The following is a 22,070-nucleotide window of genomic DNA, read 5'->3' on the forward strand; positions in this document are numbered from 1 at the left end:
GATGGCCTGGCTTCCTCGCCGTTCTGCTTCCGAAGCGACGGCTGCGCGCAAACGACGGGCATGGCGCTGGGGTGCGTTCCCGCAGGGTCGCGCCCAGCGTCAGCGCGGCTCGTTCGCGGCGGTCGCGGCGATCGGGCTCGTCGCGGCCGTGGCGGCGCTGGGCGTGCTCGACGTGGCGAATCTCTATCTGTCCAAACGCGCCCTGCAGAATGTCGCCGATCTTGCGGCGCTCGCAGCCGTGCAGCAGATGGACGACCAGTGCGTCCAGCCGCTCGCGACCGCACAGGCGAACGCGGCCAGCAATGGCTTCAGTGTCAGCGGCACGACCAACACGCTCGCGGTGCAGTGCGGCCGCTGGGACTCGAACAGCAGCGGCGCGATGAGCTTCGTGACCGCCAGTCCGACGCCGCCGCTCAACGGCGTGCAGGTGACGGTATCGAAAGTCGCGCCGTACTTCTTCGTCGGCCCAAAGCGCACGCTGACGGCGAGCGCGACGGCCAAGGCGTCGGTCATCGGCAGCTTCCAGGTGGGGACGTCGCTCGCGCAGGTGAATCTGCTCAACGGCATGTTGAGCGCGCTGCTGGGCGGCACGTCGGTGAACATCGATGCGGTGTCGTGGCAGGGTTTGGCCAATGCCTACATCAAGGTTTCGGATCTGGCGGCGGTGGCGACCAATGCGGGAACGTACGACGGCCTGCTCGCGTTGCAGACGTCGCTGACGGGGAACTCTACGAGCAACCCTGGGCTTGCGTCCATTCTGGCCAGCGCCTTGACGAAGGATAGTGCGCTGACTGCGGATGTCTCGGCGGCGCAGAACGCGCTCTCGGTGATTGCCGCGCTCGCGCCGCAAGGCTCGCTCAACCAGATCAAGGTTGCGTCGATCGACGGTTCGCAGGCGCTGTTGCAACTGGGCGTCGCCAATGCGCAATACGCCGCCGACGCCACGGTGAACGTGCTTCAAATGCTGATCGTCGGCGCGGAGATCGCGGCGGCGGGTAAGTCGCCGATCTCGGTCAACCTTGACCTGAGCAACATGAGCGGCCTGGGTAGTGTCCTCCCGGTGAGCGCCAGCGTGACCTTGCAGGTGATCTCGCCGCCCACGATGGCGGCGGGCGAGCCGGGCTATGTTGCGGGGACAACGAAGTGGCGGACGATGGCGCAGACCGCGCAGATCCTGCTGGCCGTGAACGCCGGGATCTCGACGCAGAACGTGCCCATCGTCGGCAGCATCATCGGCCTGACGGTGCAGATACCGTTCTATGTCCTCGTGGCGCCGGGGCAGGCCTGGTTGAAGTCCGCGCAATGTGCCGCCACCAAAGCAGCCAGCACCCAGGTGATCGGCGTCCAGACCGGCATCGCCAATGTCTGCATCGGCACGCCGCTCGCCGCGGGTTACACCACCAGTACCGTCAGCGGCTTTCAATGTCCGAACTCGACCTGGTCGGTCGCCAACGTGAGCCTGAACACGGGCTTGCCGCTGGGCACGCTGAACATCGCCTCGGTCACGGCGCAGACCATTGCGGTGCCGGTGGTCAACGCCGCCTCGTCGACGCTCGCCTTCGATGGTTATGGCAACCCGCTCGCTGGCAACTCGGTCAACTCGAACCAGATCGGCGCGGTGCTGAACAACACGCTGCAATCGGCCGTAACGCAGATCGGCCAGTTGACGGCTGGCGGCCTGCAGATCCAGGTGCTTCCCCAGACCGGACTCGGCGCCGTATTGACCCTGCTGGTTCAGACGATTCTCAGTGCGTTGTCGCCGGTGATCATGCCCATCATTACCGGCGTGCTGTCCACGCTCGCTCCGATACTCAGCGGCCTCGACACCGTCTTGATCGGCCCCTTGCTGCAACTGCTCGGCGTCCAGATCGGCGTCGCTACCGTGACCGACTACCCGCTCGCCTGCGGCGTCGCAACACTCGTCAAATAAGAAGATACGATGCGTACCACCAATGCCATCGAGGAACTCGACCTCTACGTCTGGGAAGGCAAAGCCGACATCGTCGAGCGCGTCGCGCGCTGCATGGCGAGCCTCGACGTCGAAGTGATCCGCGCCGACGACACGGCGATCTCGCCGCAGCGCATTGCCGCGCGCGCGTCGATCGCCGTCGTCAGCGTGAGCGTGATCGATACGGGCGCGCTCGCGCTGCGCGACTGGCAGGCCACCCACGGCATGCCCGTGATCTGGGTCGGCGCCGCGCCGCGCGACAACGACCCGGCCTCGTATCCCGCCGAGTACTCGCACATCCTGCCGCTCGACTTCACCTGCGCCGAGTTGCGCGGGCTCGTCTCCAAGCTCGTGATCCAGCTGCGCGCGCACTCCGCGCAGACCGCGGGCGCCGACGTGCTGGTCGCCGAGTCCGACACCATGCGCGCGCTGCTCAAGGAAGTGGACACCTTCGCCGATTGCGAGACCACCGTGCTCGTGCACGGCGAGACTGGCACCGGCAAGGAGCGCATCGCCGAGCTTTTGCATCGCAAGAACAATCGCTACGGCACTGGCCCCTTCGTCGCGGTCAACTGCGGCGCGATTCCGGACGGCCTGTTCGAGTCGCTGTTCTTCGGCCATGCGAAGGGCTCGTTCACGGGCGCGGCGGTCGCGCACAAGGGCTATTTCGAGCAGGCCGACGGCGGCACGCTGTTCCTCGACGAAATCGGCGACCTGCCGCTCTATCAGCAGGTCAAGCTGCTGCGCGTGCTGGAAGACGGCACGGTCACGCGCATTGGTTCGTCCACGCCGCTGAAGGTGGATTTCCGCCTGGTCGCAGCGTCCAACCGCCATCTGCCGCAGTACGTGAAGGAAGGCAACTTCCGCGCCGACCTTTACTACCGGCTTGCGGTGATCGAGCTGAGCGTACCGTCGCTGGAGGAGCGCGGCGCGGTGGACAAGATCGCGCTCTTCAAGGCGTTCGTGTCGACCGTGGTGGGCGAGGAGCGTCTGGAGGCGTTGTCCGAACTGCCTTACTGGCTGGCGGACTCCGTGGCGGCGATGCGCTTTCCCGGCAACGTGCGCGAGCTGCGCAACCTGGCCGAACGGGTGGGGGTGACGGTGCGCCAGATGGGCAGCTGGGACGCCACCCGGCTGCGTCGTTTGCTGGCCGGATCAGGCGGCGCGCAAGCGGTCGCGGCGGAGCCCGCAGCGCCCGTCGTTGACCGCAGCAAATGGGACATGGCCGAACGTGGCCGTTTGCTCTCTGCGCTCGACGCAAACGGTTGGCGTCGCAAAGATACGGCCCAATTCCTCGGAATTAGCCGAAAAGTGTTGTGGGAAAAGATACGGAAGTACCAAATTTTCGACGAGGAACCCGCAACCGGCGAAAGTGAGTAATAATTGTGCCGATTTGTAAAATCGTAAAAATAGAACTGTTCAAAACAGGGACTTCATGGACTACAAGTGGAGAGTTCGACAAGTCGCGTTGGCCGCGCTTTTGTTGATCGGGGGTGTCGAAACCGGTTGCGCTCAACCGCTGCCGGACAGCGCAGCGGCGAACGCAGCGGCACAGGCGGGCACGGTTGCCGCGCAGGATCAGGGCGCAGCCGTGCAGCAGGCTCCGACCGCTGCGGCGGCACAGCCTCTGCCGGGCACACCCACTGCGCTCACGCCGGACGAGGCGCAGCAAAGCGCCGCCGGCAATGTGGCGGAGCTTCAGCAGATGATCCGCGGCTCGGAGCTCAATGAGCTGCGCACGACTTACAACGGCACCTATGGCGCGAGCCTGCTGTTCTACGGCAAGGAAATGACGTACTACGTGGCGCTGTTCCAGAACAAGACGTTCTGGCGCGTCATCAAGACGAGCGATGAAACGCGCGCCGAGCTGATCTACCGCGACTTCGTGCAGAAGACGCTGCAGCTTTCGGACGTCGAGATCCGCCGTACGCGTCTCGATGCGCAGAAGGCATTCACGAACCGCATGATCGCGCTCACGCAGGATCACGCGAACCGTCTGCAAGCCGATCTCCAGGTGGCGCAACAGCAGCAGGCGATTGTCGCGAGCCAGCAGAAGCAGACGCGCGACCAGGCGAATGCCCTGCAGGTCGAGAAGGCCGCGGCGCAGGATCAACTGCGTGCGGTGCAACGCCAGGTGCGCGACCTGCAACGCCAGGTGGAAGGCGGCCTGCCGATTCGCTAACGTTCGCACGGACAAGCAGCAAACCCTGCAAAGGCGGGCGTCGACACGACGCGCCGCCTTTTGTCATTTCTGCTTTGTCTTTTCTGTCGCGAGGCTGGCCGCTGGATCAGCAGTGTGCTCGACGTGACGTGCCTAATGCTTGCCGTGTCGATGATGGCCGTCGTGGCCTTTCTTCGCGTCGGTTTCGCGATCGGACTGCGCGGGTGCGGGAGCCGGCGACGGATCGATGGAAATGGGGTCGCTGGCCGGGAAGGTTTCCTCAAGCGCTTCGTCGAGTGCATCTTCCTGCTGAGGCGGGGGGGACTTCGGCTTGGATGCGCTCATGGCATTCTCCGGATGCGAACAAGGTCGCATTCAGGATAGCGCAAAGGCTAAATCCGTGATGTCAGGCGGAAACAAGGCGGAAACAAGGCGCAAAGAAGGTGCAAACAATGCGCAGGCGATGCGCGCAGGGCGCGCGCATCGTCGTGAACAAACTGCTTAGCTGTTGTTCGAGCCGTCCTGGCCGTTGCCGCCGTTGTTCACGGCGCCATAGAGACGGCGGCGGCGCGTCACGACGACCGGGCCGTCCTGCGACGGGCGCTCGGACGAACCCGGCGCGGACGACGACGAGGGCGCCGACCACGATTCGCGCGGCTCGCGAGGTTCACGGGGTTCGCGCGACTCACGGGGCTCGCGGGGTTCACGCGGGCCGTGGCCGCCATGACCGCCGTGATTGCCATGCGGGCCGCGGCTCGTGTGCTCGCCGTGCGCCGGGCGCGGTGCACGCGGGCCCGGACGCGTGCCGGTGTCGAGCTGGATGGTGGAAATGGCGCGTTTGTAGATGCCTTGCAGGCCAACGGGCGTGCGCAGCATCACCAGGTACTGATCGAACGACTCGATGCATCCGGTCAGGCGAATGCCGTTGACCAGATAGATTTCGACGCGCTTGCGCTCTTTGCGCGCGGCGTTCATGAAGTCGTTTTGCGGGTGCGATTCTGCGGAAGGCATGGACGAATTCTGGCCGGGCGGCTCAATGCCGCAATTCAATTGGAAACGTTTGCTCGCCGGGATTTTACCTTGTGTCGGCGAAGCGCGCGTGCGTGGACAACCTTAACTGTAGAACTATACCGGCTCCGGGCCGGCGCGGCAGTTTGCCGGCAGGAATGCATTGTTACGTCCCCGTGCATAACGCGTGGCGGGCAGCACTGCTTTTCCTGTGCCGGATCGGCGTGCGCGCGCCTGCAGTGCGGGCCTGAGCGATTTCAGAACAATACACGAAAGCAGGGCGCGATCTGTGGCAGTTGGACGCAGATGCGACCGGTACGTTCAACAGCGTAGTGCATGGCGCGCGTGCGTGCGCGACGAATTCCCGTCATTTCATCGGTCTTTCGGGGCGCGTTGCAGGGTTCGCGCCCGGCGCGGCGTGTTGCAGTTTGTTACGTGTTCTTCGCTCCCCTCATTGCGATGGTGCCTGCTTGTGCGAAAGCGAACCGTACGGCGGCGCACGTGCACCGCGCCCACGCAAAAAAATTCACGTCGAAGGCCGTAGCCCGGAATAAGCGAGCGGCTCGCGCCGTTTAACACATGTCGATGCGCGCAAGCGGTGTGTCCCAGACTCGGCTGCATTGGCTGCATCGGCAATTCGCTATCCCAGGCATTCATGCCGATCATGCGTCGGCGTGTGTCTGGTCGGGAGACCATCATGAAGCGTTTTCGCAGTGTGTTTGCGTGTGCCCTTTGTCTGGCGTTGGCCGCGGTGTCCGGCGCAGGCCTCGCCGCGTGTAGCGACATGAATTCGGCCAACGGGGCGTCCAGCAGCTCCGGCGGCTCGTCGAGCGGTGGCTACTGAGCGGCGCGCATCATGTTCGGCCGCCCCTCGCCGGAATTCGAAGCGCAGGTGGTCGCGCAACTCGCGCGCATGCGCCGCTATGCGCGCACGCTCACGGGCGATGCGGCCTGGGCCGACGACCTCGTGCAGGACGCCGCCGAGCGGGCGCTGTCGCGCGCATCGTCGTTTCGGCCCGACAGCAACCTGCGCGCATGGCTGCTGACGATCCTGCGCAACATCTACATCGACCAGTTGCGCGGACGCCGCGAATTTGCCGTCGACGACGAAAGCGCACCGTGGCGTACGCTCGAAGCGCCGCACGGCGAAGTCGACGGGCTCGTGCTGCGCGATCTGCAGCGCGCGCTCTATCAGCTACCGGCGGCGCAGCGTGAGGTGCTGCTGCTGGTTTGCGTGGAGGAACTCAGTTATCAGGAGGCATCGGCGGTGCTGGGCGTGCCCACGGGCACCGTGATGTCGAGGCTGTCGCGTGCGCGCGAGCATTTGCGCGCGCTGCTCGACAGGGATCCGGCGCAAGACCCGGCGCGGCACGCTGCGCCATTGCGGGTCGTGGGCAAGGCAATGGGGACGACGCGATGAACGACGACGATCTCGAACGCGAGCGCAGCGCGCCTTCGGCGGTGCCGGAAGGAGATCTGGCCGCGAATCTGGCTGATCTCGCCGCGCTGGGCGCCTTCGTGGACGGCGAGCTGCCGGGCGATACGCGGGCCGCGATGCAGGCGCGCCTGCACGCCGATGACCACGCGGCGCAGCGCGTCGGCGCGTACCGCGCGCAGAAGGCCGCGCTCCAGGCGCTCAGCCACGTGGGCGACGAAGCGGCTGTGCCCGCCTGGGTCGTGCTGCGCCGACGCGATCCGTGGTGGCACCGCGCCGGCATCGCTGCGGCCTGGGCCGTCGCGGGCGCGGGCTTCGCGGTGGCGGCGGCCTCGATGTTGCCGCAATGGCTGCCGCAGGGCGCCGGTCACGACAGCGTGCAGGTGGCGAGCGAGGGCGAAAACTTCGCGCAGCGCGCCGATGTTGCGTACGCCGTGTACTCGCCTGAAGTGCGGCACCCGGTCGAAGTCGGCGCCGCCGACGAGGCGCATCTCGTCGCGTGGCTCTCGAAGCGGCTCGGCCGTCCGCTGTCGATTCCGCCGCTGGCCGAATACGGCTACACGCTCGTAGGCGGGCGGCTGCTGCCCGGCGCGACCGGCCCGGCGGCGCAGTTCATGTACCAGAACGCAGGAGGCGAGCGCCTGACGCTCTACGTCAGCGTTTCCGGGCGCGAGCGCGACGCCGTGCATCTGCTGAGCGATGGCACGCGCCGCACCTTCTACTGGAGCACTGACCGCATGGGCTATGCGCTCTCGGGCCCGGACTCGGAAGGGCGTCTGCGCAAGATCGCGTACGAAGTGTGCGGCACGCTCGGCGGCACCCGGGCGCAATGGTGAGGGCGCGCGCGATGGCACGATGAACGCCGACCCCGTCTTGCCTCCTGGCGTGAGCGCCGCGCGATTTGCGCGCGCGCTCAGCGCTTTCGAATCGATCGTCGGCGCACCCAACGTGTGCCGCGGCGGCGCCGCGCTCGCGCCGTACCTCGACCCCTTCGCGCCCGTTGCCGATGCGCGTGCGTTCGCCCCTTCGGCAGCGCTGCTGCCTGCCGATGTCGATGAGATCCGCGCGATCCTGCGCATCGCCAATGCGGCGCGCGTGCCGCTCTGGACTGTTTCGACCGGGCGCAATTTTGCGTATGGCGGGGCCGCGCCGCGACTGGCGGGATCGGTGGTGCTCGACCTGCAACGGCTGAACCGCATCCTCGATGTCGACGAAAACCTGGCCTGGGCGCTCGTCGAGCCGGGCGTGAGTTATTTCGATCTGCACGCGCACCTGCGCGAGCGCGGCATGAAGCTGTGGGTCGACCCGCCCGCAGCGGGGTGGGGCAGCGTGATTGGCAATACGCTGGAGCGCGGCTTCGGCTACACCGCGTATGGCGATCATGCGGCCGCACAGTGCGGGATGGAAGTCGTGCTCGCGAACGGCGATGTGGTGCGCACCGGCATGGGCGCGCTCGACGCGGGCACGGCATGGCCGCTCTACAAGCCGGGTTATGGGCCCGCGTTCGACGCGCTATTCATGCAGTCGAACTACGGCATCGTCACGAAGATGGGGCTCTGGCTCATGCCCGCGCCGAGCGCTTATACCATCGGCGAAATCCAGTTCGAGCGCGAGGAGGATCTCGGCGTCATCGTCGATACGCTGCGCACGCTGCAACTGCGCGGCACGATTGAGCAGCATGCGGTGATCGAAGGGGCGATCCGGCGCGCGGCGGGCATGGGCCCACGAGCGCGCTGGTACTCGGGTAACGGGCCGATGCCGGAGGCGGCCATCGCGGCGATGCAGCGCGAACTGGCCATCGGGCGCTGGAACCTGCACTACGCGCTCTACGGCGAGCCCGAAGTGATCGACGTGCAGCAGCGCATGGTCGAGCGCGCGTTTGCTTCGGTAACGCACGCGCGCGTGACGTCGAAACGCTATACGGGCAGCGAAGAACCGCAAGGCGGCGGCGATCGCAACATGGCGGGCATTCCGGGCATGAGCGCGTTTCGCATGCTCGACTGGCGCGGCGGCGAGGGCGCGCATGTGGACTTCTCGCCGCTGTGTCCCGCCGATGGCCGCGACGCCTTGCGGCAATATGCGCTCGTGAAGGCGCGCGCAGCCGAGTATGGCTTCGATTACTACGGCGGCTTCACGGCGGCGGGGCGGCATCTGCACCATGTGTTCGCGGCGATCTTTGAGCGCAACGATCCGCAGCAAGCCACCCGCGCGGGCGACCTGCTGCGTGCGCTGATGAGCGACGCGCGCGCGGCGGGATACGGCGTCTATCGCTCGCACCTGCTGTATATGGACTACGCGGCGGCGCAGTACAGCTTCAATGACGGCGCGCTGCTGCGTCTTGCGCAGACCGTCAAGGACGCGCTCGATCCGCAGGGCGTGCTCGCGCCCGGCAAGCAGGGCATATGGCCTGCGGCATTGCGCGATATGCGCGGCTATACGTGATTCAAGCGCAGCGAAGTCGAGCGAGGAGCCAGCCATGAACCGGCGCAACTTTATGGTGTCGATGGGCGCTGCGGCCCTGCCGGTTGCGCGATTCGTACGATACGTGCGATTCGCACCGGCGATTGCAGTGCCCGCACGTATCGCGCTTTACGATCGCGCGCTGCCACAGGGCGACGCGCTTGCGCGATATGCTGCGCTTGCAGCGATACCGTCGTTGGCGCTTCAGGACGATATCGGCGCGCTATGGCAAGCGCAGATGGCCGGCCGCGTCCGCGCGCCGGTCATCGCACTGTGTGCGCTGCGCGCTTCGGATCGCTTCGTGATCGAACGGCTCGCCACGCAGCAAGGCATCACCGTGATCGATATAAAAACGATTAGCGATCCTGATTAGCTGATGCTTTCTCCATTTTCCTGATTTCCTCGTCGCGCAACTCGCGACGCAAAATCTTGCCGACATTGCTCTGCGGCAGCGCATCGCGGAATTCCACCATGCGCGGCACCTTGTAGCCCGTGAGCTGCTGGCGGCAGAACTGGATCAGCGCGTCCTCGGTGAGCGCCGGGTCGCGGCGCACGACGAACACTTTCACGCGCTCGCCCTGCACGACGTCCGGCACGCCAATCGCCGCCACTTCGCGCACGCCGGGATGCTGTGCGATCACGTCTTCGATCTCATTCGGATACACATTGAAGCCCGAGACCAGGATCATGTCCTTCTTGCGATCGATGATGCGGATATAGCCGCGCGGATCCATGACGCCGATATCGCCGGTCGCCAGCCAGCCGTCGTCGACGAACACGCGCGCGGTTTCATCAGGGCGGTTCCAGTAGCCGCGCATCACCTGCGGGCCCTTCACGCACAATTCGCCCGGTTCGCCCAGCTCGGCCCACGTGCCGTCGTCGCGGCGCAGGCGCACCTGCGTCGAGGGCGCGGGCAGGCCGATCGAGCCTTCGAAATCGGCGAGATGCGCGATGTCGACGGGATTGAGCGTGACGATCGGCGAGCATTCCGTGAGGCCGTAGCCTTCGACGATCGGCTTGCCGGTGACGGCCTTGAAGCGATCGGCAATCGCCTTTTGCGTGGCCATGCCGCCCGCCATCGCAAGCTTGAGGCCGGAGAAGTCGCGCTGGCGGAACTCCTCGCTGTCGAGGAACGCGTTATAGAGCGTGTTGACCGCGCTAATGCAACTGAAGGTCTCGTTGCGCAGGATCTTCATGACGCGCTTCGTGTCGCGCGGATTCGCGATCAGGATATTGCGCCCGCCCAGCGCCATGAAGATCAGCGCGTTGATCGTGAGCGAATAGATGTGATAAAGCGGCAGCGGCGTAACCACCGTTTCGGCGCCTTCGCTGTCGAGCTGGCCCGCGACCCAGGCCTTCGCTTGCAGCACATTCGCGAGGATGGTGCCGTGCGTGAGCATCGCGCCTTTGGCTACGCCTGTGGTGCCACCCGTGTATTGCAAAAAGGCGAGGTCGTCGCGCTGCGCTGACGCCGGCGCGCGCGGCGCGCGTGCGCCTTGTTCCAGGACGTCGAGCAGACGCAGCGCCTGGGGCAGTCGATAAGCCGGCACCATCTTCTTCACATGGCGCAGCATGAAGTTGATGAAGCGGCCCTTCAGGTTGAGACCTTCGCCAAGCAGGTCGCCCAGTTGCGTGACGACGATGCGCTCGACGGCCGTGCCGGGCAGCGCGTCTTCGAGCGTCTTCGCAAAGCTCTCGAATACCACGATGGTTTGCGCTCCGCTGTCCTTGAGCTGATGCGCGAGCTCGCGCGCCGTGTAAAGCGGATTGACGTTGACGACGATTGCGCCGGCCTTGAGCGCGCCGAATAGCGCAACGGGGTACTGGAGCGTGTTGGGCAGCATGATCGCGACGCGCTCGCCGGGCTTGACGCCCGCGCCTTGCAGCCATGAGGAGAACGCCGTGGCCTTGCGCGCGAGCGCGCCGTAAGTCATCGGCGAACCCGCGCTCACGTAGGCGACGCGTTCGCGAAAGCGCGCGGTGCAGTCGTCGAAAAACTGCACGAGCGAGGCGTACTGCGCGACGTCCACTTCGTGCGGCACGCCGCCTGGGTAGGAGTCGTACCAGACGCCGTCGGTGTTCGGGGCGGCGGCGCCAGCGGTGGCGGTGGCGGCAGCAGGGTGTGGTTGCGGCGATTCGCTCATTATGGTTCTCCGGGGCATGCGTGATCCTTGGCCGCGCCCATCATGCACCGTGCCGCGCCGTCCGGGCAGGCGGACTTTCCCTGCCGGAAAGTTGCCCTGCGAGCGTCATGCAAACGCCATCCAAAAACCATCCAAAAGCCAGGGGCCGTGCGGGAGTCAACCCGGCACGGCCCCTGGTGGCGGTATGCGTTGCGCCTGGCGGCTAGCTGGTCACATGCTTCGCGGTCTGCGTCATGTCGATGCCGCGCCGCTCGCGGCTGAACAGGATCAGCACCGCAATCACGACCGCCACGGTGCCCGCGACAATCGCCATCGCCATGCCGTAGTTCTGGTCGTGGGTTTCAGCGAGCGAGGCCTGCAAGGTCGCGTTCACCGACGCGAACAGGTTGCCGAGTTGATACACGAGGCCGGGGAACGTCGCACGCACTTCGTCGGGCGAGATTTCGTTGAGGTGCACGGGGATCACGCCCCACGCGCCTTGCACCGAAATCTGCATGAGGAACGCGCCCAGCGCGAGCATCATCGGCGTGGCAGAGAAGGCCCACAGCGGCAGCACCGGCAGCGCGATCAGCGCGGCGATGCAAATAGCCTTGCGGCGGCCGATCTTTTCGGACATCGAACCGAAGAACAGGCCGCCCACGATCGCACCGATATTCAATACGATGGTAATGAGCGACACCGTATGCGGATCGAAGTGATGCTGCTCGCGCAGGAAGGTCGGATACAGATCCTGCGTGCCGTGCGAGAAGAAGTTGAACGCGGTCATCAGCACGATCGCGTAGATCGACAGCGCGGCGTTGTGCTTGAGCGTCGTCAGCAGGCTCGGGCGCGCGCGCTTTTCCATTTCCTTCCAGGCCGGCGATTCGGGCACGTGAGCGCGCACATAGAGCACCAGCAGGGCAGGCAGCACGCCGATGAAGAACATGCCGCGCCAGCCGATGTGCTGATAGAGCACGCCGAATACCACGGAGGCGAGCAGATAGCCGCTCGGATAACCCGCTTGCAGCAGGCCGGAAACGATGCCGCGCGCCTTGGGCGGAATGGTCTCCATTGTGAGCGCCGAGCCCACGCCCCATTCGCCGCCCATCGCGACGCCGAACAGCGCGCGCAGCACGATGAAGGTGGTGAGGTTGGGAGAGAAACCGGTGAGCAGTTCGAGCAGCGAGTAGCACGCGATGTTGACCATCAGCGTGGGGCGGCGGCCATACCGGTCGGCGAGCCGGCCGAATATCAGCGCGCCTAATGGGCGCATGGCCAGCGTTATCGTAATGGCAAAAGCGACAGCGGGAATCTTGGTGTTGAATTCAGTGGCGATATCTTTCAGAACGAAAACCATTAGAAAGAAATCGAAGGCGTCGAGCGTCCACCCCAAATACGCTGCGATCGTGACGTTTTTCTGCTCCGGCGTCCAGCTCATGTCTTTTTTCTCCTGAAAAACCCGCACCCTGCGTGTCTCCCGGCAGTGTGTGAGTGGCTCGCTCCGCCCCGCGCTGCGAGCTTCGTACGAGTGTACGCCCGGCATTAAACATTTGCATGAATGTCGGGCGCAACCGGACTAAACCCTTAGGGACGGATTTAGCGGCGCCTATCAGAAGAAAGCTGATTGTTTTAAATGTAATTTAAATGTAATTAAAATGAAGCCGGATATGAATATCGTGTGAATCGCGAATCGGCAGATTGATTCGCGATCCTGTTTAGTACGCGGCGCTATAGATGCCTAATGCTGCGATAGCCAGTTCGCGGCAAGATCCATCACGCCATTCCAGTCGCCCATTGTCGTTTGCCTCAGGACGTGAGCCGACGCCATCCACGGCGAGCGCGTGCTGTGGCGGCCCCAGCGCCATTCGCCGGTGGGATTGACGAGCACGGCGGTCGGTTTGCCCATCATGGCCGAGAGATTGGCGATCCCGGCGTCCACGCTCAGCACGGCGTCGAGCTGCTCGATACAGGCCGCCGTGTCGGCGAAGCTCGCGATGCCAGCCGAGTAATGCACCACGTTGCCGCGCGGCGAGCCGCTTTTCATCTCCGCCGCCGGGTGGTGCAGGCTCACGAACTGGACGCGGCGGGCGATTTCCGGGGCGAGCGTCAGGCGTTCGAGCGATTCGATCGGCAGGCTGCGCAATCCGGCCCAGCTCCGTTCCTTGCTGCGCATCGTGCTTTCATGGCGTTGCGCGCAATCCCAGAACACGCCCACCCGTTTTTTTTCGGGATGTTGTGCGCGCAACGTGTGCGCCCAGGCCGTCGCGCGCTCGCGCTGCGCTGCGGGCGCGCGCAGGAAGGCGGGGAAATACGGTGCGGGGCGCGGCACGTCGCGTATCGCGAGCATCGGCAGGTGAAGCAGGGTGGCCTGCATGGTCGGGGCAAAAGCGTGGACGGCGGGAAGCAGCGCTTCATCGCAGGGCGCGAAGAGCGCGAGCGGGCGTGCGCACGCGACGACCTTGCAGTCGGGCAAGGAGGCTTCGATCAGACTATGGATTGCCGCGTCGCAGGTCACCATCACTTGCGCGCCGGCGTCCCGCCAGTGCCGCACGCTGCCGAACAGCATGAACTGGTCGCCGTAGCCCATCTGGTGCGTCACGAGTACGCGCTCGCCGCGCAGATCGCGTTGTCCATTCCACATCGGGATATCGCTGTGCCGATAGCTGCCGCTGTCGCCGCAGTTGCGCCACAGCCAATGCGTAAAGCCGCTTGCGTCGCCCTTGCTGAGCATGGCTTCGGCCAGCCACTTGCGGGCGCGCAGTTTGTCGGGATGGCTGTCCGGCTCCGGTTGCTGGATCGCCTGGTTCAGCACGGCGATGGCTAGCTCGACGTTGCCGCCTAAATAGAGATCGCGGCCGAGCCGTCCCAGATAGAACAGCGGCGACCAGTCGAGCGTCGCGTGATCGATCCAGGTTTGCGCCGCCTGCGCATGGTGGCCGAGCAGTCGCAAGGCGCGGGCGCGCGCGTGGACGAAAGTGCGGCTGCGCGGATCGAGTACGAGGCCTTTTTCGGCCCAGGGGAGCATCTGCTCGTCGCGCTGTACGCCCGCGAGCGCTTCGCAGATCTGTTTGAGCGGTTGCGGGTCGGCTGGCTGGCGGGTGTGCGCGACGAAGGATTCGAGCAGGCGGTGTTCGGGATTGAGGCTCATGATCGGCTGGGCAAGTCACGGTTCAGGTATGAGAAAAATCTTATCGATGCGTCAGGCGCGTCGATATCGGAGCCGTCCTAAATCGTCTTGAAATGCCGCCACCCGATGTCTGGGCGCGTTTCGCCTGATTGTGCAGCCCATGCGCAGTTCGCTGCACGCCACTCACAATTTCACTGATAATGAACGACCGTGCTTTTCCTGATTCACTTCGTTTGCCGGAGTGACTAGAATCGGACGCGATCACGTTGGTTTCGCTATGCGGAACGAATGATGGCGGGCACCGACATCAGCAAGGACACAAGCGCGGACACAAGTACAGAGTCAGCAGAACCAGGAGGCGGGCCGCGTCGCGGCCCCCGCAGGACATCAGGCAGACATCAAGGAGACGCAGTCATGCAGGTCAGGGAATTGTTCGAATTGAAGGGTCAGGTGGCGCTCATCACGGGCGGCTCGCGCGGTCTCGGGCTGCAGATGGCCGAGGCGCTGGGCGAAATGGGCGCGCGCGTGGTGATCTCGGCGCGCAAGGCCGACGAACTCGCCGAGGCGCAGCGGCATCTCCAGGCGCTGGGTATCGAGGCCATGACGATCGTGAGCGATCTCCAGCGCCCGGACGCCGCCGTGAAGCTCGTCGACGAAACGCTGGCGGCGTGCGGCCAGATCGATATTCTGGTGAACAACGCGGGCGCTACATGGGGCGCCCCGGCCGAGGACTATCCCGACGAGGCATGGCACAAGGTCATGAACCTCAACGTCAATGCGCCGTTTTTCCTCGCGCGCGAAGTGGGCAAGCGCTGCATGATCGGGCGCAAGCGCGGCAAGATCATCAATATCGCCTCGATTGCCGGCCTCAAGGGCTCGCTCGGCCCGATGCAGACCATCGCCTATAACACCTCGAAGGCCGCCGCGATCAACTTCACGCGCGCGCTCGCTGCTGAGTGGGGCAAATACGGCATCAACGTGAATGCGATCTGCCCGGGATTCTTCCCGACGAAGATGGCGGCGGGCCTGCTCGACAAGCTTGGCGAGAGCGTGATCGCGCATACGCCGCTGCAACGGCTGGGCGACGAGAGCGACCTGAAGGGCGCCGTGGTGTTTCTCGCGAGCGGTGCGTCGCGCCATATCACTGGCCAGTATCTGGCCGTCGACGGCGGCGCGAGCATCGTCTGATCGCGGTCGACGCAAGACCGCGATTTATCTCGCATACCTAAGCCTATCGGATGGCTCGCGGCGCGGCCCAGCTGCCGCGAGCCGATTGCACGACCCGCGCGCCGCTCGTGGCGGCGCGCAATCCACGGGACGGAACCCGCCATGTCCACGCCTGCCGTCGCTGTATCGCGCAAGACCTCGTCGAAAAGCTCGCCTTTCTGGCCCGCGCAACTCTCGCCGAACCTCAGTATCCCTGCCACGAACCTGTTCTATAACGCCGAAGTCTCCGCTGCGCGTTATCCAGACAAGCCCTTCATCATCTTCTACGACACGCCCATCACGTTCGCGCAGTTCAAGGACGAGGCCGAGCGCGTCGCCGGTTATCTGCAAACGCAATGCGGCGTGAAGGCTGGCGACCGCGTGCTGCTCTACATGCAGAACAGTCCGCAATGGGTGATCGCCTACTACGGCATCCTGCGCGCCAACGCCGTGGTCGTGCCCGTCAATCCGATGAACCTGACCGACGAGCTTGAGCACTACGTGGAAGACAGTGGTGCGACGACGGCTTTCGTCACCCAGGAGCTTTATCCGCGCATCGCGCCGTTGGTGGGCGAAGGCGCGGGGCCGGGGCTGCGTCATCTGCTGGTGGCGACGTACAGCGACTACATCAAGCGCGAGCCGTTTGCGACGCCGCCCGAATTCGTGAGCGCGCCGCGCCATGTCGAAGGGCCGGGCGTCGCGCATTGGGCCGATGTGCTGGAAGCGAATATCGCACCGGCGCCGCTCACCGCAGGCCCCGACGATCTTTGCGTCATGCCCTATACCTCGGGCACGACCGGCAAGCCCAAAGGCTGCATGCATACGCATCGCAGCGTGATGTGCACCGCGGTGGGCGGCTGCAACTGGTTCGGAAGCAATCAGGACGCCGTACAGTTGTCGGTGCTGCCGCTCTTCCATGTGACCGGCATGCAGGGCGGCATGAACAGCCCGCTGTATAACGGCTCCACGGTCGTGATCCTGCCGCGCTGGGATCGCGACGTCGCGGCGCGTGCGATCGAGCATTACCGCATCAACGGCTGGCAGGCGATTTCGACGATGGTGGTCGATTTCATTTCGAATCCGCGCATCGGCGAATACGACCTGTCGAGCCTCGCGTGGATGCGCGGCGGCGGCGCGACCATGCCCGACGCCGTCGTCAAGAAGCTGCGCGATCTGACCGGTCTGGAATTCGTCGAAGGCTATGGCATGTCGGAGACCATGGCGGCCACCCACATCAATCCGCCGCAAAACCCGAAGCCGCAGTGCCTGGGCATTCCGGTGTTCGACGTCGATGCGCGTATCGTCGATCCGATCACGCTGGAAGAGGTCGCTGAAGGCGAGGCGGGCGAGCTCATCATGAGCGCGCCGCAGGTGATGCAGGGCTATTGGGGCAACGCGAAAGCGACGAAAGAGGCCTTCATCGAGCGCGACGGCAAGCGCTTCCTGCGCACGGGCGACCTCGTGCGGCGCGACGCCGACGGCTACTACTTCATGACCGACCGGCTCAAGCGCATGATCAATGCGTCGGGCTACAAGGTGTGGCCGGCCGAAGTGGAGGCGCTGATGTATCGCCATCCGGCGATCAAGGAGGTGTGCGTGATCGGCACGCAGGACGCGAAGCGCGGCGAGACGGTGAAGGCCGTGGTCGTGCTCGATCCGCAGCAACTGGGCAGCGTGAACGAGGACGACATCATCGCGTGGGCGCACGAAAACATGGCCGCGTACAAGGCGCCGCGCATCGTGCAGTTTGTCGATACGCTGCCCAAGTCGGGTAGCGGCAAGATCCTGTGGCGCAAGCTCCAGGAAGACGAGGAGGCCGCGCGGTGAGCCGGTGTATTGCGTTGATGTATGGCGACGGCGGCCTCGCCTTTGCGAAGGCCGCCGATCAAGACGTTTTTCGTCTGAACCCGATTTGAACCTTCCCGCGAGCATCAGGCTCCGGCCAGCGCCGGCAGCCCGGGCTCGCTCCAGTCCCATCCCCCTGTTTCGTGTCCCTGCGACGTCTGCCTGACCGCGGCTTGATGCGTGGTCTGCGCAGGTGTCCACTCGCCAGGCGCCTGCGCATTCTTGCGTCCGAGTATCGCTTCGCACAGGAAGTCGATGCTGTAGGCGTTCAGCAGGTGCGCATGATGCGTCCTGATATAGGCGGCAAGGCGTGCCGCCTCGCCCTCGATCGACGCCAGCGCATGCAGCGTGGCCGTATCCCAGCGAAACCGCAATCCCAGTTCGGCGAAGGCCGAATTGAATGCGCACAACTGTGCGTGGGTGTGCGGCTCGTGTTCGATGGCTTGCAGGGAAGGGGACGGCTGATTCATGACGTTTCTCCTGGTGCAGATGAAGAGTGGCGTGAATCCAGCGTAGAAGCGGCGATCAATAAACGATAGTTAAAGTTTTTTTCGATATTCATAAAGCAAAAGCTATGAAATCGGATTGCGTGCGATTTCCGTGGCTGGGTGCGTGTAAACCCGCTTTGTGATCTTCGGATTGCTGATATATCGTATTTCACATATCGCATTCGCCAGCAGCGCAGGCCACACGAACGTTGGAGACCCGTCACCGATGTCCGCCGAAACCCAAGACGAAGCCGCAGCGTCGCCGTTGTTCCTGGCGCTCGAACCCATTCATGCCACGGTTTCGTTGCGCGACCAGGCCTACGCGAAGCTCAAGCAGGCGATTGCCGAAACCGACATCTACCGTTCGCGAGACGAAATTCGTCTCGATGAGAAGGAGCTCACCGAAAAGCTGGGTGTGAGCCGCACGCCGGTGAGAGAAGCGATGACCCTGCTGGAGCAGGAGGGTTTCCTGCGGACGGTGCCGCGGCGCGGCGTCTATATCCTGCGCAAGACGCGCAAGGAGATCGTCGAGATGATCTATATGTGGGCGGCGCTGGAGAGCATCGCGGCGCGCCTTGCGACGCAGCGCGCCTCGGACGCGGACATCGCCCGCCTGCGCCGCATGTTCGCGGACTTCGGCGAGCACGCGCCTGCCGAACATATCGAAGAGTACTCCGAAGCAAACATCACGTTTCATCAGGCGCTGGTCGAGCTGTCCCAGTCGCCGATCATCGTCGACACCATTAAGAACATCTTCATGCATGTGCGCGCGATTCGCAGAATGACGATCGCGCAGAGCGACCGGGCCTCGCGCTCGATCGTCGACCACATGCGCATTATCGAGGCGCTGGAGGCGCGCGACACCGAACGCGTCGAGCGTCTTGTGCGCCAGCATTCGATCGAGCTTGCGCTGTTCGTCGAGGCGCACTGCGATTTTCTCGACTGAGTTGTGCGTATCGACCGGTGTGAACGTGCTGGTGATGTTATTCGGACTACGTAGTAACGATCAGGAAGTTTCAGCAGGCAAGACGGAGCGGAAAACGTCTTGACTAATGAAGTGTGTGGAATATTGTATATCACGGATCGCAGGCAACCCACGCGGCGACCCGCATAACGCCCCGCCAAAAGAGGACATGTCATGGCAGAAGCAGGCATCAACGACGCGCAGCGCAGCCCTGCGCAGGACGAGCAGGCGACGACGGACGGCTTTCATCTCGTCATCGACGCGCTGAAGCTCAACGATATCGACACGATTTTCGGGCTGGTCGGTATTCCGATTACGGATCTCGCGCGGCTCGCGCAAGCGCAGGGCATGCGTTTCATCGGCTTCCGTCACGAGCAGAACGCGGGCAATGCGGCCGCCGTCGCGGGCTATATGACGAAGAAGCCCGGCATCTGCCTGACCGTTTCCGCGCCTGGCTTTCTCAACGGCCTGACTGCGCTTGCGAATGCGACGACTAACTGCTTTCCGATGATCCTCATTAGCGGATCGAGCGAGCGTGAAATCGTCGACTTGCAGCAGGGCGATTACGAAGAGATGGATCAGCTGAATGCCGCTAAGCCCTATGCGAAAGCTGCGTATCGGGTGCTGCATGCGGAGGACATCGGCATCGGCGTGGCGCGCGCGATTCGCGCGGCGCTGTCCGGGCGGCCCGGCGGCGTGTATCTTGACCTGCCTGCCAAATTGCTGGCCCAGACGATCGACGCCGTAAAGGGCCAGCAGTCGCTCATCAAGGTGGTCGACGCAGCGCCGCGACAGATACCCGCACCCGATGCGGTTCAACGTGCGATCGATACGATAAGGAATGCAAAGCGTCCGTTGATCCTGCTCGGCAAGGGTGCGGCTTACGCGCAGGCCGATGCGCAGATTCGAGAGCTGGTGGAAAAGAGCGGCATCCCTTATCTGCCGATGTCGATGGCGAAGGGGCTCTTGCCCGATACGCACGCGCAATCGGCCTCGGCGGCGCGCTCGTACGTACTCGCCGAAGCGGACGCGGTCGTGCTGATCGGCGCACGCCTGAACTGGCTGCTGGCGCACGGCAAGGGCAAGACGTGGGGCGCACCGACGCCCAAGCGCTTTGTGCAGATCGATATTGCACCGACGGAAATCGACAGCAACGTCGCGATCGAAGCACCGCTGATCGGCGATATCGGATCGTGTGTGGAGGCACTCGTTGCAGGCCTGGGCGATCACTTCCCGCAGCCGCCCGCCGAATGGCTCGACGCAATCGCCCAGCGCAAGAACGCGAACCTCGCCAAGATGGCCGCGACGCTCGACAAGAACCCGTCGCCGATGAATTTCCATAGCGCATTGCGCGCTATCCGCGACGTGCTCAAGACGCGCCCCGACATCAACGTCGTGAACGAGGGGGCAAACACGCTCGATTACGCGCGCAGCATCATCGACATGGCGCAGCCGCGCAAGCGTTTCGACTCCGGTACGTGGGGAATCATGGGGATCGGGATGGGCTTCGCGATTGGCGCGGCTGTCACGAGCAGCACCCAGGTGGTGGCGATCGAAGGCGACAGCGCATTCGGTTTCAGCGGCATGGAACTGGAAACGATCTGCCGCTACAACCTGCCGGTCTGCACCATCGTCTTCAATAACAACGGCGTCTATCGCGGCACGGACGTGAACCCGACCGGCGGCGCCGACGTCGCGCCCACGGTGTTCGTGAAGAACGCGCGTTACGACAAGATGATCGAAGCCTTCGGCGGCGTGGGCCATCAGGCGACGACCCCCGAAGAACTCACGCAGGCGCTGCTTGAAGCGATCGCATCGGGCAAGCCCACGCTCATCAACGCGGTGATTGACGAAACCGCGGGCACGGAAAGCGGACGTCTCACGAACCTGAATCCGCAAAGCGCGGCGATGAAGAAATAAGTCGCGGCGAATCACGATCAAAACTCGACATACACGAAGCGGTAAAACAGACACACCAGGAGATAAGGCCATGAGCAACCCCCTCGACGGCATCAAGATTATCGACTTCACGCACGTACAGGCCGGCCCCGCGTGCACGCAATTGCTCGCGTGGTTCGGCGCGGACGTCATCAAGGTGGAGCGCCCCGGCGCGGGCGACGTGACGCGCTCGCAACTGCGCGACATTCCCGAAGTCGACGCCCTGTATTTCACGATGCTCAACAGCAACAAGCGCTCGCTGACGCTCGACACCAAGAAGCCCGAAGGCAAGGAGGTGCTGGAGAAACTGATTCGCGAATCGGATGTGATGGTCGAAAACTTCGGGCCGGGCGCGCTCGATCGCATGGGCTTTACCTGGGAGCGCATCAACGAACTCAATCCGAAGATGATCGTGGCGTCCGTGAAGGGCTTCAGCGAAGGCCATCATTACGACGATCTCAAGGTGTACGAAAACGTGGCGCAATGCGCAGGCGGCGCGGCGTCGACGACGGGCTTCTGGGACGGCCCGCCCACGGTGAGCGCCGCGGCGCTCGGCGACAGCAATACCGGCATGCACCTGGCCATCGGCATTCTCACGGCGCTGATTGGCCGCGACAAGACTGGCAAGGGTCAGAAGGTGGCGGTCTCGATGCAGGACAGCGTCATCAACCTGTGCCGCGTGAAGTTGCGCGACCAGCAGCGGCTCGATCGCATCGGCTATCTTGAGGAGTACCCACAGTATCCGCATGGCAGCTTCAGCGACGTCGTGCCGCGTGGCGGTAATGCGGGTGGCGGCGGGCAGCCGGGCTGGGTGCTCAAATGCAAGGGTTGGGAGACCGACCCGAATGCGTACATCTACTTCACGGTGCAGGGCCATGCATGGGAGCCGATTTGCCATGCACTCGGCAAGCCGGAATGGATCAACGATCCCAACTACAGCACGGCGCAGGCGCGTCAGCCGCATATCTTCGATATTTTCGCGACCATCGAAGCCTGGCTCTCCGACAAGACCAAGTTCGAGGCCGTGGACATCCTGCGCAAATTCGATATTCCGTGCGCGCCGGTGCTGAGCATGAAGGAGCTGGCGAACGATCCGTCACTGCGCGCGAGCGGCACGATTGTCGAAGTCCCGCACAAGGAGCGCGGTTCGTACCTCACGGTTGGCAGCCCGATCAAGTTCTCGGATCTGCGCCCGGAAATCAAGGGCTCGCCGCTGCTGGGCGAACATACCGACGAAGTGCTGTCCGACCTTGGCTATACGCCGCAGCAGATTGCGGCGCTGCATGAGGTGCGCGCGGTCTGAAGCCGGGTGCAGTCGCGTTGTTGAAAAGGAGCGGCGAATGATGCGCGAGCCTGCGAGCTGGCGC

Annotated in this window: 18 protein-coding genes; 12 read left to right on the forward strand and 6 right to left on the reverse strand. The window is 64.2% G+C overall.

Annotation, left to right across the window (positions count from 1 at the left end):
- The first annotated feature begins 1 nt into the window (after position 1).
- From BBA01S_RS21570 to BBA01S_RS21580, 3 genes are read left to right on the forward strand one after another with little or no spacing between them, the layout of a single operon-like run.
- Positions 2 to 1,930, forward strand: a complete 1,929-nt coding sequence (locus BBA01S_RS21570) for a TadG family pilus assembly protein (RefSeq protein ID WP_027818272.1) — start codon at positions 2 to 4, stop codon at positions 1,928 to 1,930.
- 9 nt (positions 1,931 to 1,939) lie between these two features.
- Positions 1,940 to 3,328, forward strand: a complete 1,389-nt coding sequence (locus BBA01S_RS21575) for a sigma 54-interacting transcriptional regulator (RefSeq protein WP_027818273.1) — start codon at positions 1,940 to 1,942, stop codon at positions 3,326 to 3,328.
- Between the two features lie 55 nt (positions 3,329 to 3,383).
- Entirely contained in the window at positions 3,384 to 4,130 is a 747-nt protein-coding gene (locus tag BBA01S_RS21580) for a DUF2968 domain-containing protein (RefSeq protein WP_027818274.1), read from the forward strand.
- 132 nt (positions 4,131 to 4,262) lie between these two features.
- Here the strand turns inward: BBA01S_RS21580 and BBA01S_RS42115 are convergent, their stop codons facing one another.
- Positions 4,263 to 4,454 carry a hypothetical protein gene (locus tag BBA01S_RS42115; protein WP_042297654.1) on the reverse strand — a complete coding sequence of 64 codons (192 nt, stop codon included), beginning with the start codon at positions 4,452 to 4,454 and terminating at the stop codon, positions 4,263 to 4,265.
- A 156-nt stretch (positions 4,455 to 4,610) separates the two neighbouring features.
- Complete coding sequence (gene hfq / locus BBA01S_RS21590; RefSeq protein WP_027818275.1) at positions 4,611 to 5,120, reverse strand: RNA chaperone Hfq; 510 nt, start codon at positions 5,118 to 5,120, stop codon at positions 4,611 to 4,613.
- An 853-nt stretch (positions 5,121 to 5,973) separates the two neighbouring features.
- Between hfq and BBA01S_RS21595 the strand changes: the two genes are divergently transcribed.
- Genes BBA01S_RS21595 through BBA01S_RS42120 form a run of 4 tightly spaced genes read left to right on the forward strand, consistent with a single transcriptional unit; the run spans position 5,974 to position 9,385 of the window.
- Positions 5,974 to 6,537 carry a sigma-70 family RNA polymerase sigma factor gene (locus BBA01S_RS21595; RefSeq protein ID WP_027818276.1) on the forward strand — a complete coding sequence of 188 codons (564 nt, stop codon included), beginning with the start codon at positions 5,974 to 5,976 and terminating at the stop codon, positions 6,535 to 6,537.
- Complete coding sequence (locus BBA01S_RS21600) at positions 6,534 to 7,388, forward strand: anti-sigma factor family protein (protein WP_027818277.1); 855 nt, start codon at positions 6,534 to 6,536, stop codon at positions 7,386 to 7,388. Before BBA01S_RS21595 ends, BBA01S_RS21600 begins: the two co-directional genes overlap by 4 nt.
- A gap of 19 nt (positions 7,389 to 7,407) precedes the next feature.
- Positions 7,408 to 8,994: an FAD-binding oxidoreductase gene (locus BBA01S_RS21605; protein WP_027818278.1), complete on the forward strand. Its 1,587-nt coding sequence runs from the start codon at positions 7,408 to 7,410 to the stop codon at positions 8,992 to 8,994.
- A gap of 34 nt (positions 8,995 to 9,028) precedes the next feature.
- Positions 9,029 to 9,385, forward strand: coding sequence for a hypothetical protein (locus tag BBA01S_RS42120; protein WP_052391827.1), 357 nt, complete (start codon positions 9,029 to 9,031; stop codon positions 9,383 to 9,385).
- Here the strand turns inward: BBA01S_RS42120 and BBA01S_RS42125 are convergent.
- The 3 genes from BBA01S_RS42125 to BBA01S_RS21625 all read right to left on the reverse strand — a co-directional run bounded on the left by BBA01S_RS42125 (position 9,369) and on the right by BBA01S_RS21625 (position 14,283).
- Positions 9,369 to 11,156 carry an AMP-binding protein gene (locus BBA01S_RS42125; RefSeq protein WP_042297655.1) on the reverse strand — a complete coding sequence of 596 codons (1,788 nt, stop codon included), beginning with the start codon at positions 11,154 to 11,156 and terminating at the stop codon, positions 9,369 to 9,371. The two genes, BBA01S_RS42120 and BBA01S_RS42125, sit on opposite strands and share 17 nt — an antisense overlap.
- A 202-nt stretch (positions 11,157 to 11,358) precedes the next feature.
- Positions 11,359 to 12,573, reverse strand: coding sequence for an MFS transporter (locus BBA01S_RS21620; RefSeq protein ID WP_027818279.1), 1,215 nt, complete (start codon positions 12,571 to 12,573; stop codon positions 11,359 to 11,361).
- 300 nt (positions 12,574 to 12,873) lie between these two features.
- Positions 12,874 to 14,283, reverse strand: a complete 1,410-nt coding sequence (locus tag BBA01S_RS21625) for a glycosyltransferase family protein (RefSeq protein ID WP_052391828.1) — start codon at positions 14,281 to 14,283, stop codon at positions 12,874 to 12,876.
- Positions 14,284 to 14,676: 393 nt separating this feature from the next.
- On the opposite strand from BBA01S_RS21625, the gene BBA01S_RS21630 reads away from it, so the two are divergent.
- Positions 14,677 to 15,450 carry an SDR family oxidoreductase gene (locus tag BBA01S_RS21630; protein ID WP_027818281.1) on the forward strand — a complete coding sequence of 258 codons (774 nt, stop codon included), beginning with the start codon at positions 14,677 to 14,679 and terminating at the stop codon, positions 15,448 to 15,450.
- A gap of 141 nt (positions 15,451 to 15,591) precedes the next feature.
- Entirely contained in the window at positions 15,592 to 17,295 is a 1,704-nt protein-coding gene (locus BBA01S_RS21635) for a long-chain fatty acid--CoA ligase (protein ID WP_042297656.1), read from the forward strand.
- A 104-nt stretch (positions 17,296 to 17,399) separates the two neighbouring features.
- Here BBA01S_RS21635 and BBA01S_RS21640 read toward each other — a convergent pair whose 3' ends face one another.
- A complete protein-coding gene (locus BBA01S_RS21640) occupies positions 17,400 to 17,783 on the reverse strand; it encodes a hypothetical protein (RefSeq protein ID WP_042297657.1) in 384 nt (127 codons plus the stop codon).
- A gap of 244 nt (positions 17,784 to 18,027) precedes the next feature.
- Between BBA01S_RS21640 and BBA01S_RS21645 the strand changes: the two genes are divergently transcribed.
- From BBA01S_RS21645 to frc, 3 genes are all read left to right on the forward strand, one after another.
- Positions 18,028 to 18,747, forward strand: coding sequence for a GntR family transcriptional regulator (locus BBA01S_RS21645; protein WP_027818284.1), 720 nt, complete (start codon positions 18,028 to 18,030; stop codon positions 18,745 to 18,747).
- A gap of 192 nt (positions 18,748 to 18,939) precedes the next feature.
- Entirely contained in the window at positions 18,940 to 20,685 is a 1,746-nt protein-coding gene (gene oxc, locus BBA01S_RS21650; RefSeq protein ID WP_027818285.1) for an oxalyl-CoA decarboxylase, read from the forward strand.
- 70 nt (positions 20,686 to 20,755) lie between these two features.
- Positions 20,756 to 22,006 (forward strand): formyl-CoA transferase, encoded by a 1,251-nt coding sequence (gene frc, locus BBA01S_RS21655; protein WP_027818286.1) that lies wholly within the window; start codon positions 20,756 to 20,758, stop codon positions 22,004 to 22,006.
- Positions 22,007 to 22,070 lie beyond the last annotated feature (64 nt).

The organism is Paraburkholderia bannensis NBRC 103871 (genome assembly GCF_000685015.1).
Taxonomy (GTDB): Bacteria; Pseudomonadota; Gammaproteobacteria; order Burkholderiales; family Burkholderiaceae; genus Paraburkholderia; species Paraburkholderia bannensis.

What these genes read in the sequence shown, in the direction of transcription:
- BBA01S_RS21600 (WP_027818277.1), top strand. Translation starts at nt 6,534, where the DNA reads ATGAACGACGACGATCTCGAACGCGAGCGCAGCGCGCCTTCGGCGGTG.
- BBA01S_RS21625 (WP_052391828.1), bottom strand. Translation starts at nt 14,283, where the DNA reads ATGAGCCTCAATCCCGAACACCGCCTGCTCGAATCCTTCGTCGCGCAC.
- BBA01S_RS21635 (WP_042297656.1), top strand. Translation starts at nt 15,592, where the DNA reads ATGTCCACGCCTGCCGTCGCTGTATCGCGCAAGACCTCGTCGAAAAGC.
- BBA01S_RS21640 (WP_042297657.1), bottom strand. Translation starts at nt 17,783, where the DNA reads ATGAATCAGCCGTCCCCTTCCCTGCAAGCCATCGAACACGAGCCGCAC.
- BBA01S_RS21620 (WP_027818279.1), bottom strand. Translation starts at nt 12,573, where the DNA reads ATGAGCTGGACGCCGGAGCAGAAAAACGTCACGATCGCAGCGTATTTG.
- BBA01S_RS21575 (WP_027818273.1), top strand. Translation starts at nt 1,940, where the DNA reads ATGCGTACCACCAATGCCATCGAGGAACTCGACCTCTACGTCTGGGAA.
- hfq (WP_027818275.1), bottom strand. Translation starts at nt 5,120, where the DNA reads ATGCCTTCCGCAGAATCGCACCCGCAAAACGACTTCATGAACGCCGCG.
- BBA01S_RS21630 (WP_027818281.1), top strand. Translation starts at nt 14,677, where the DNA reads ATGCAGGTCAGGGAATTGTTCGAATTGAAGGGTCAGGTGGCGCTCATC.
- BBA01S_RS42120 (WP_052391827.1), top strand. Translation starts at nt 9,029, where the DNA reads ATGAACCGGCGCAACTTTATGGTGTCGATGGGCGCTGCGGCCCTGCCG.
- BBA01S_RS21580 (WP_027818274.1), top strand. Translation starts at nt 3,384, where the DNA reads ATGGACTACAAGTGGAGAGTTCGACAAGTCGCGTTGGCCGCGCTTTTG.
- frc (WP_027818286.1), top strand. Translation starts at nt 20,756, where the DNA reads ATGAGCAACCCCCTCGACGGCATCAAGATTATCGACTTCACGCACGTA.
- BBA01S_RS42115 (WP_042297654.1), bottom strand. Translation starts at nt 4,454, where the DNA reads ATGAGCGCATCCAAGCCGAAGTCCCCCCCGCCTCAGCAGGAAGATGCA.
- BBA01S_RS21570 (WP_027818272.1), top strand. Translation starts at nt 2, where the DNA reads ATGGCCTGGCTTCCTCGCCGTTCTGCTTCCGAAGCGACGGCTGCGCGC.
- BBA01S_RS21645 (WP_027818284.1), top strand. Translation starts at nt 18,028, where the DNA reads ATGTCCGCCGAAACCCAAGACGAAGCCGCAGCGTCGCCGTTGTTCCTG.
- BBA01S_RS21595 (WP_027818276.1), top strand. Translation starts at nt 5,974, where the DNA reads ATGTTCGGCCGCCCCTCGCCGGAATTCGAAGCGCAGGTGGTCGCGCAA.
- BBA01S_RS21605 (WP_027818278.1), top strand. Translation starts at nt 7,408, where the DNA reads ATGAACGCCGACCCCGTCTTGCCTCCTGGCGTGAGCGCCGCGCGATTT.
- oxc (WP_027818285.1), top strand. Translation starts at nt 18,940, where the DNA reads ATGGCAGAAGCAGGCATCAACGACGCGCAGCGCAGCCCTGCGCAGGAC.
- BBA01S_RS42125 (WP_042297655.1), bottom strand. Translation starts at nt 11,156, where the DNA reads ATGAGCGAATCGCCGCAACCACACCCTGCTGCCGCCACCGCCACCGCT.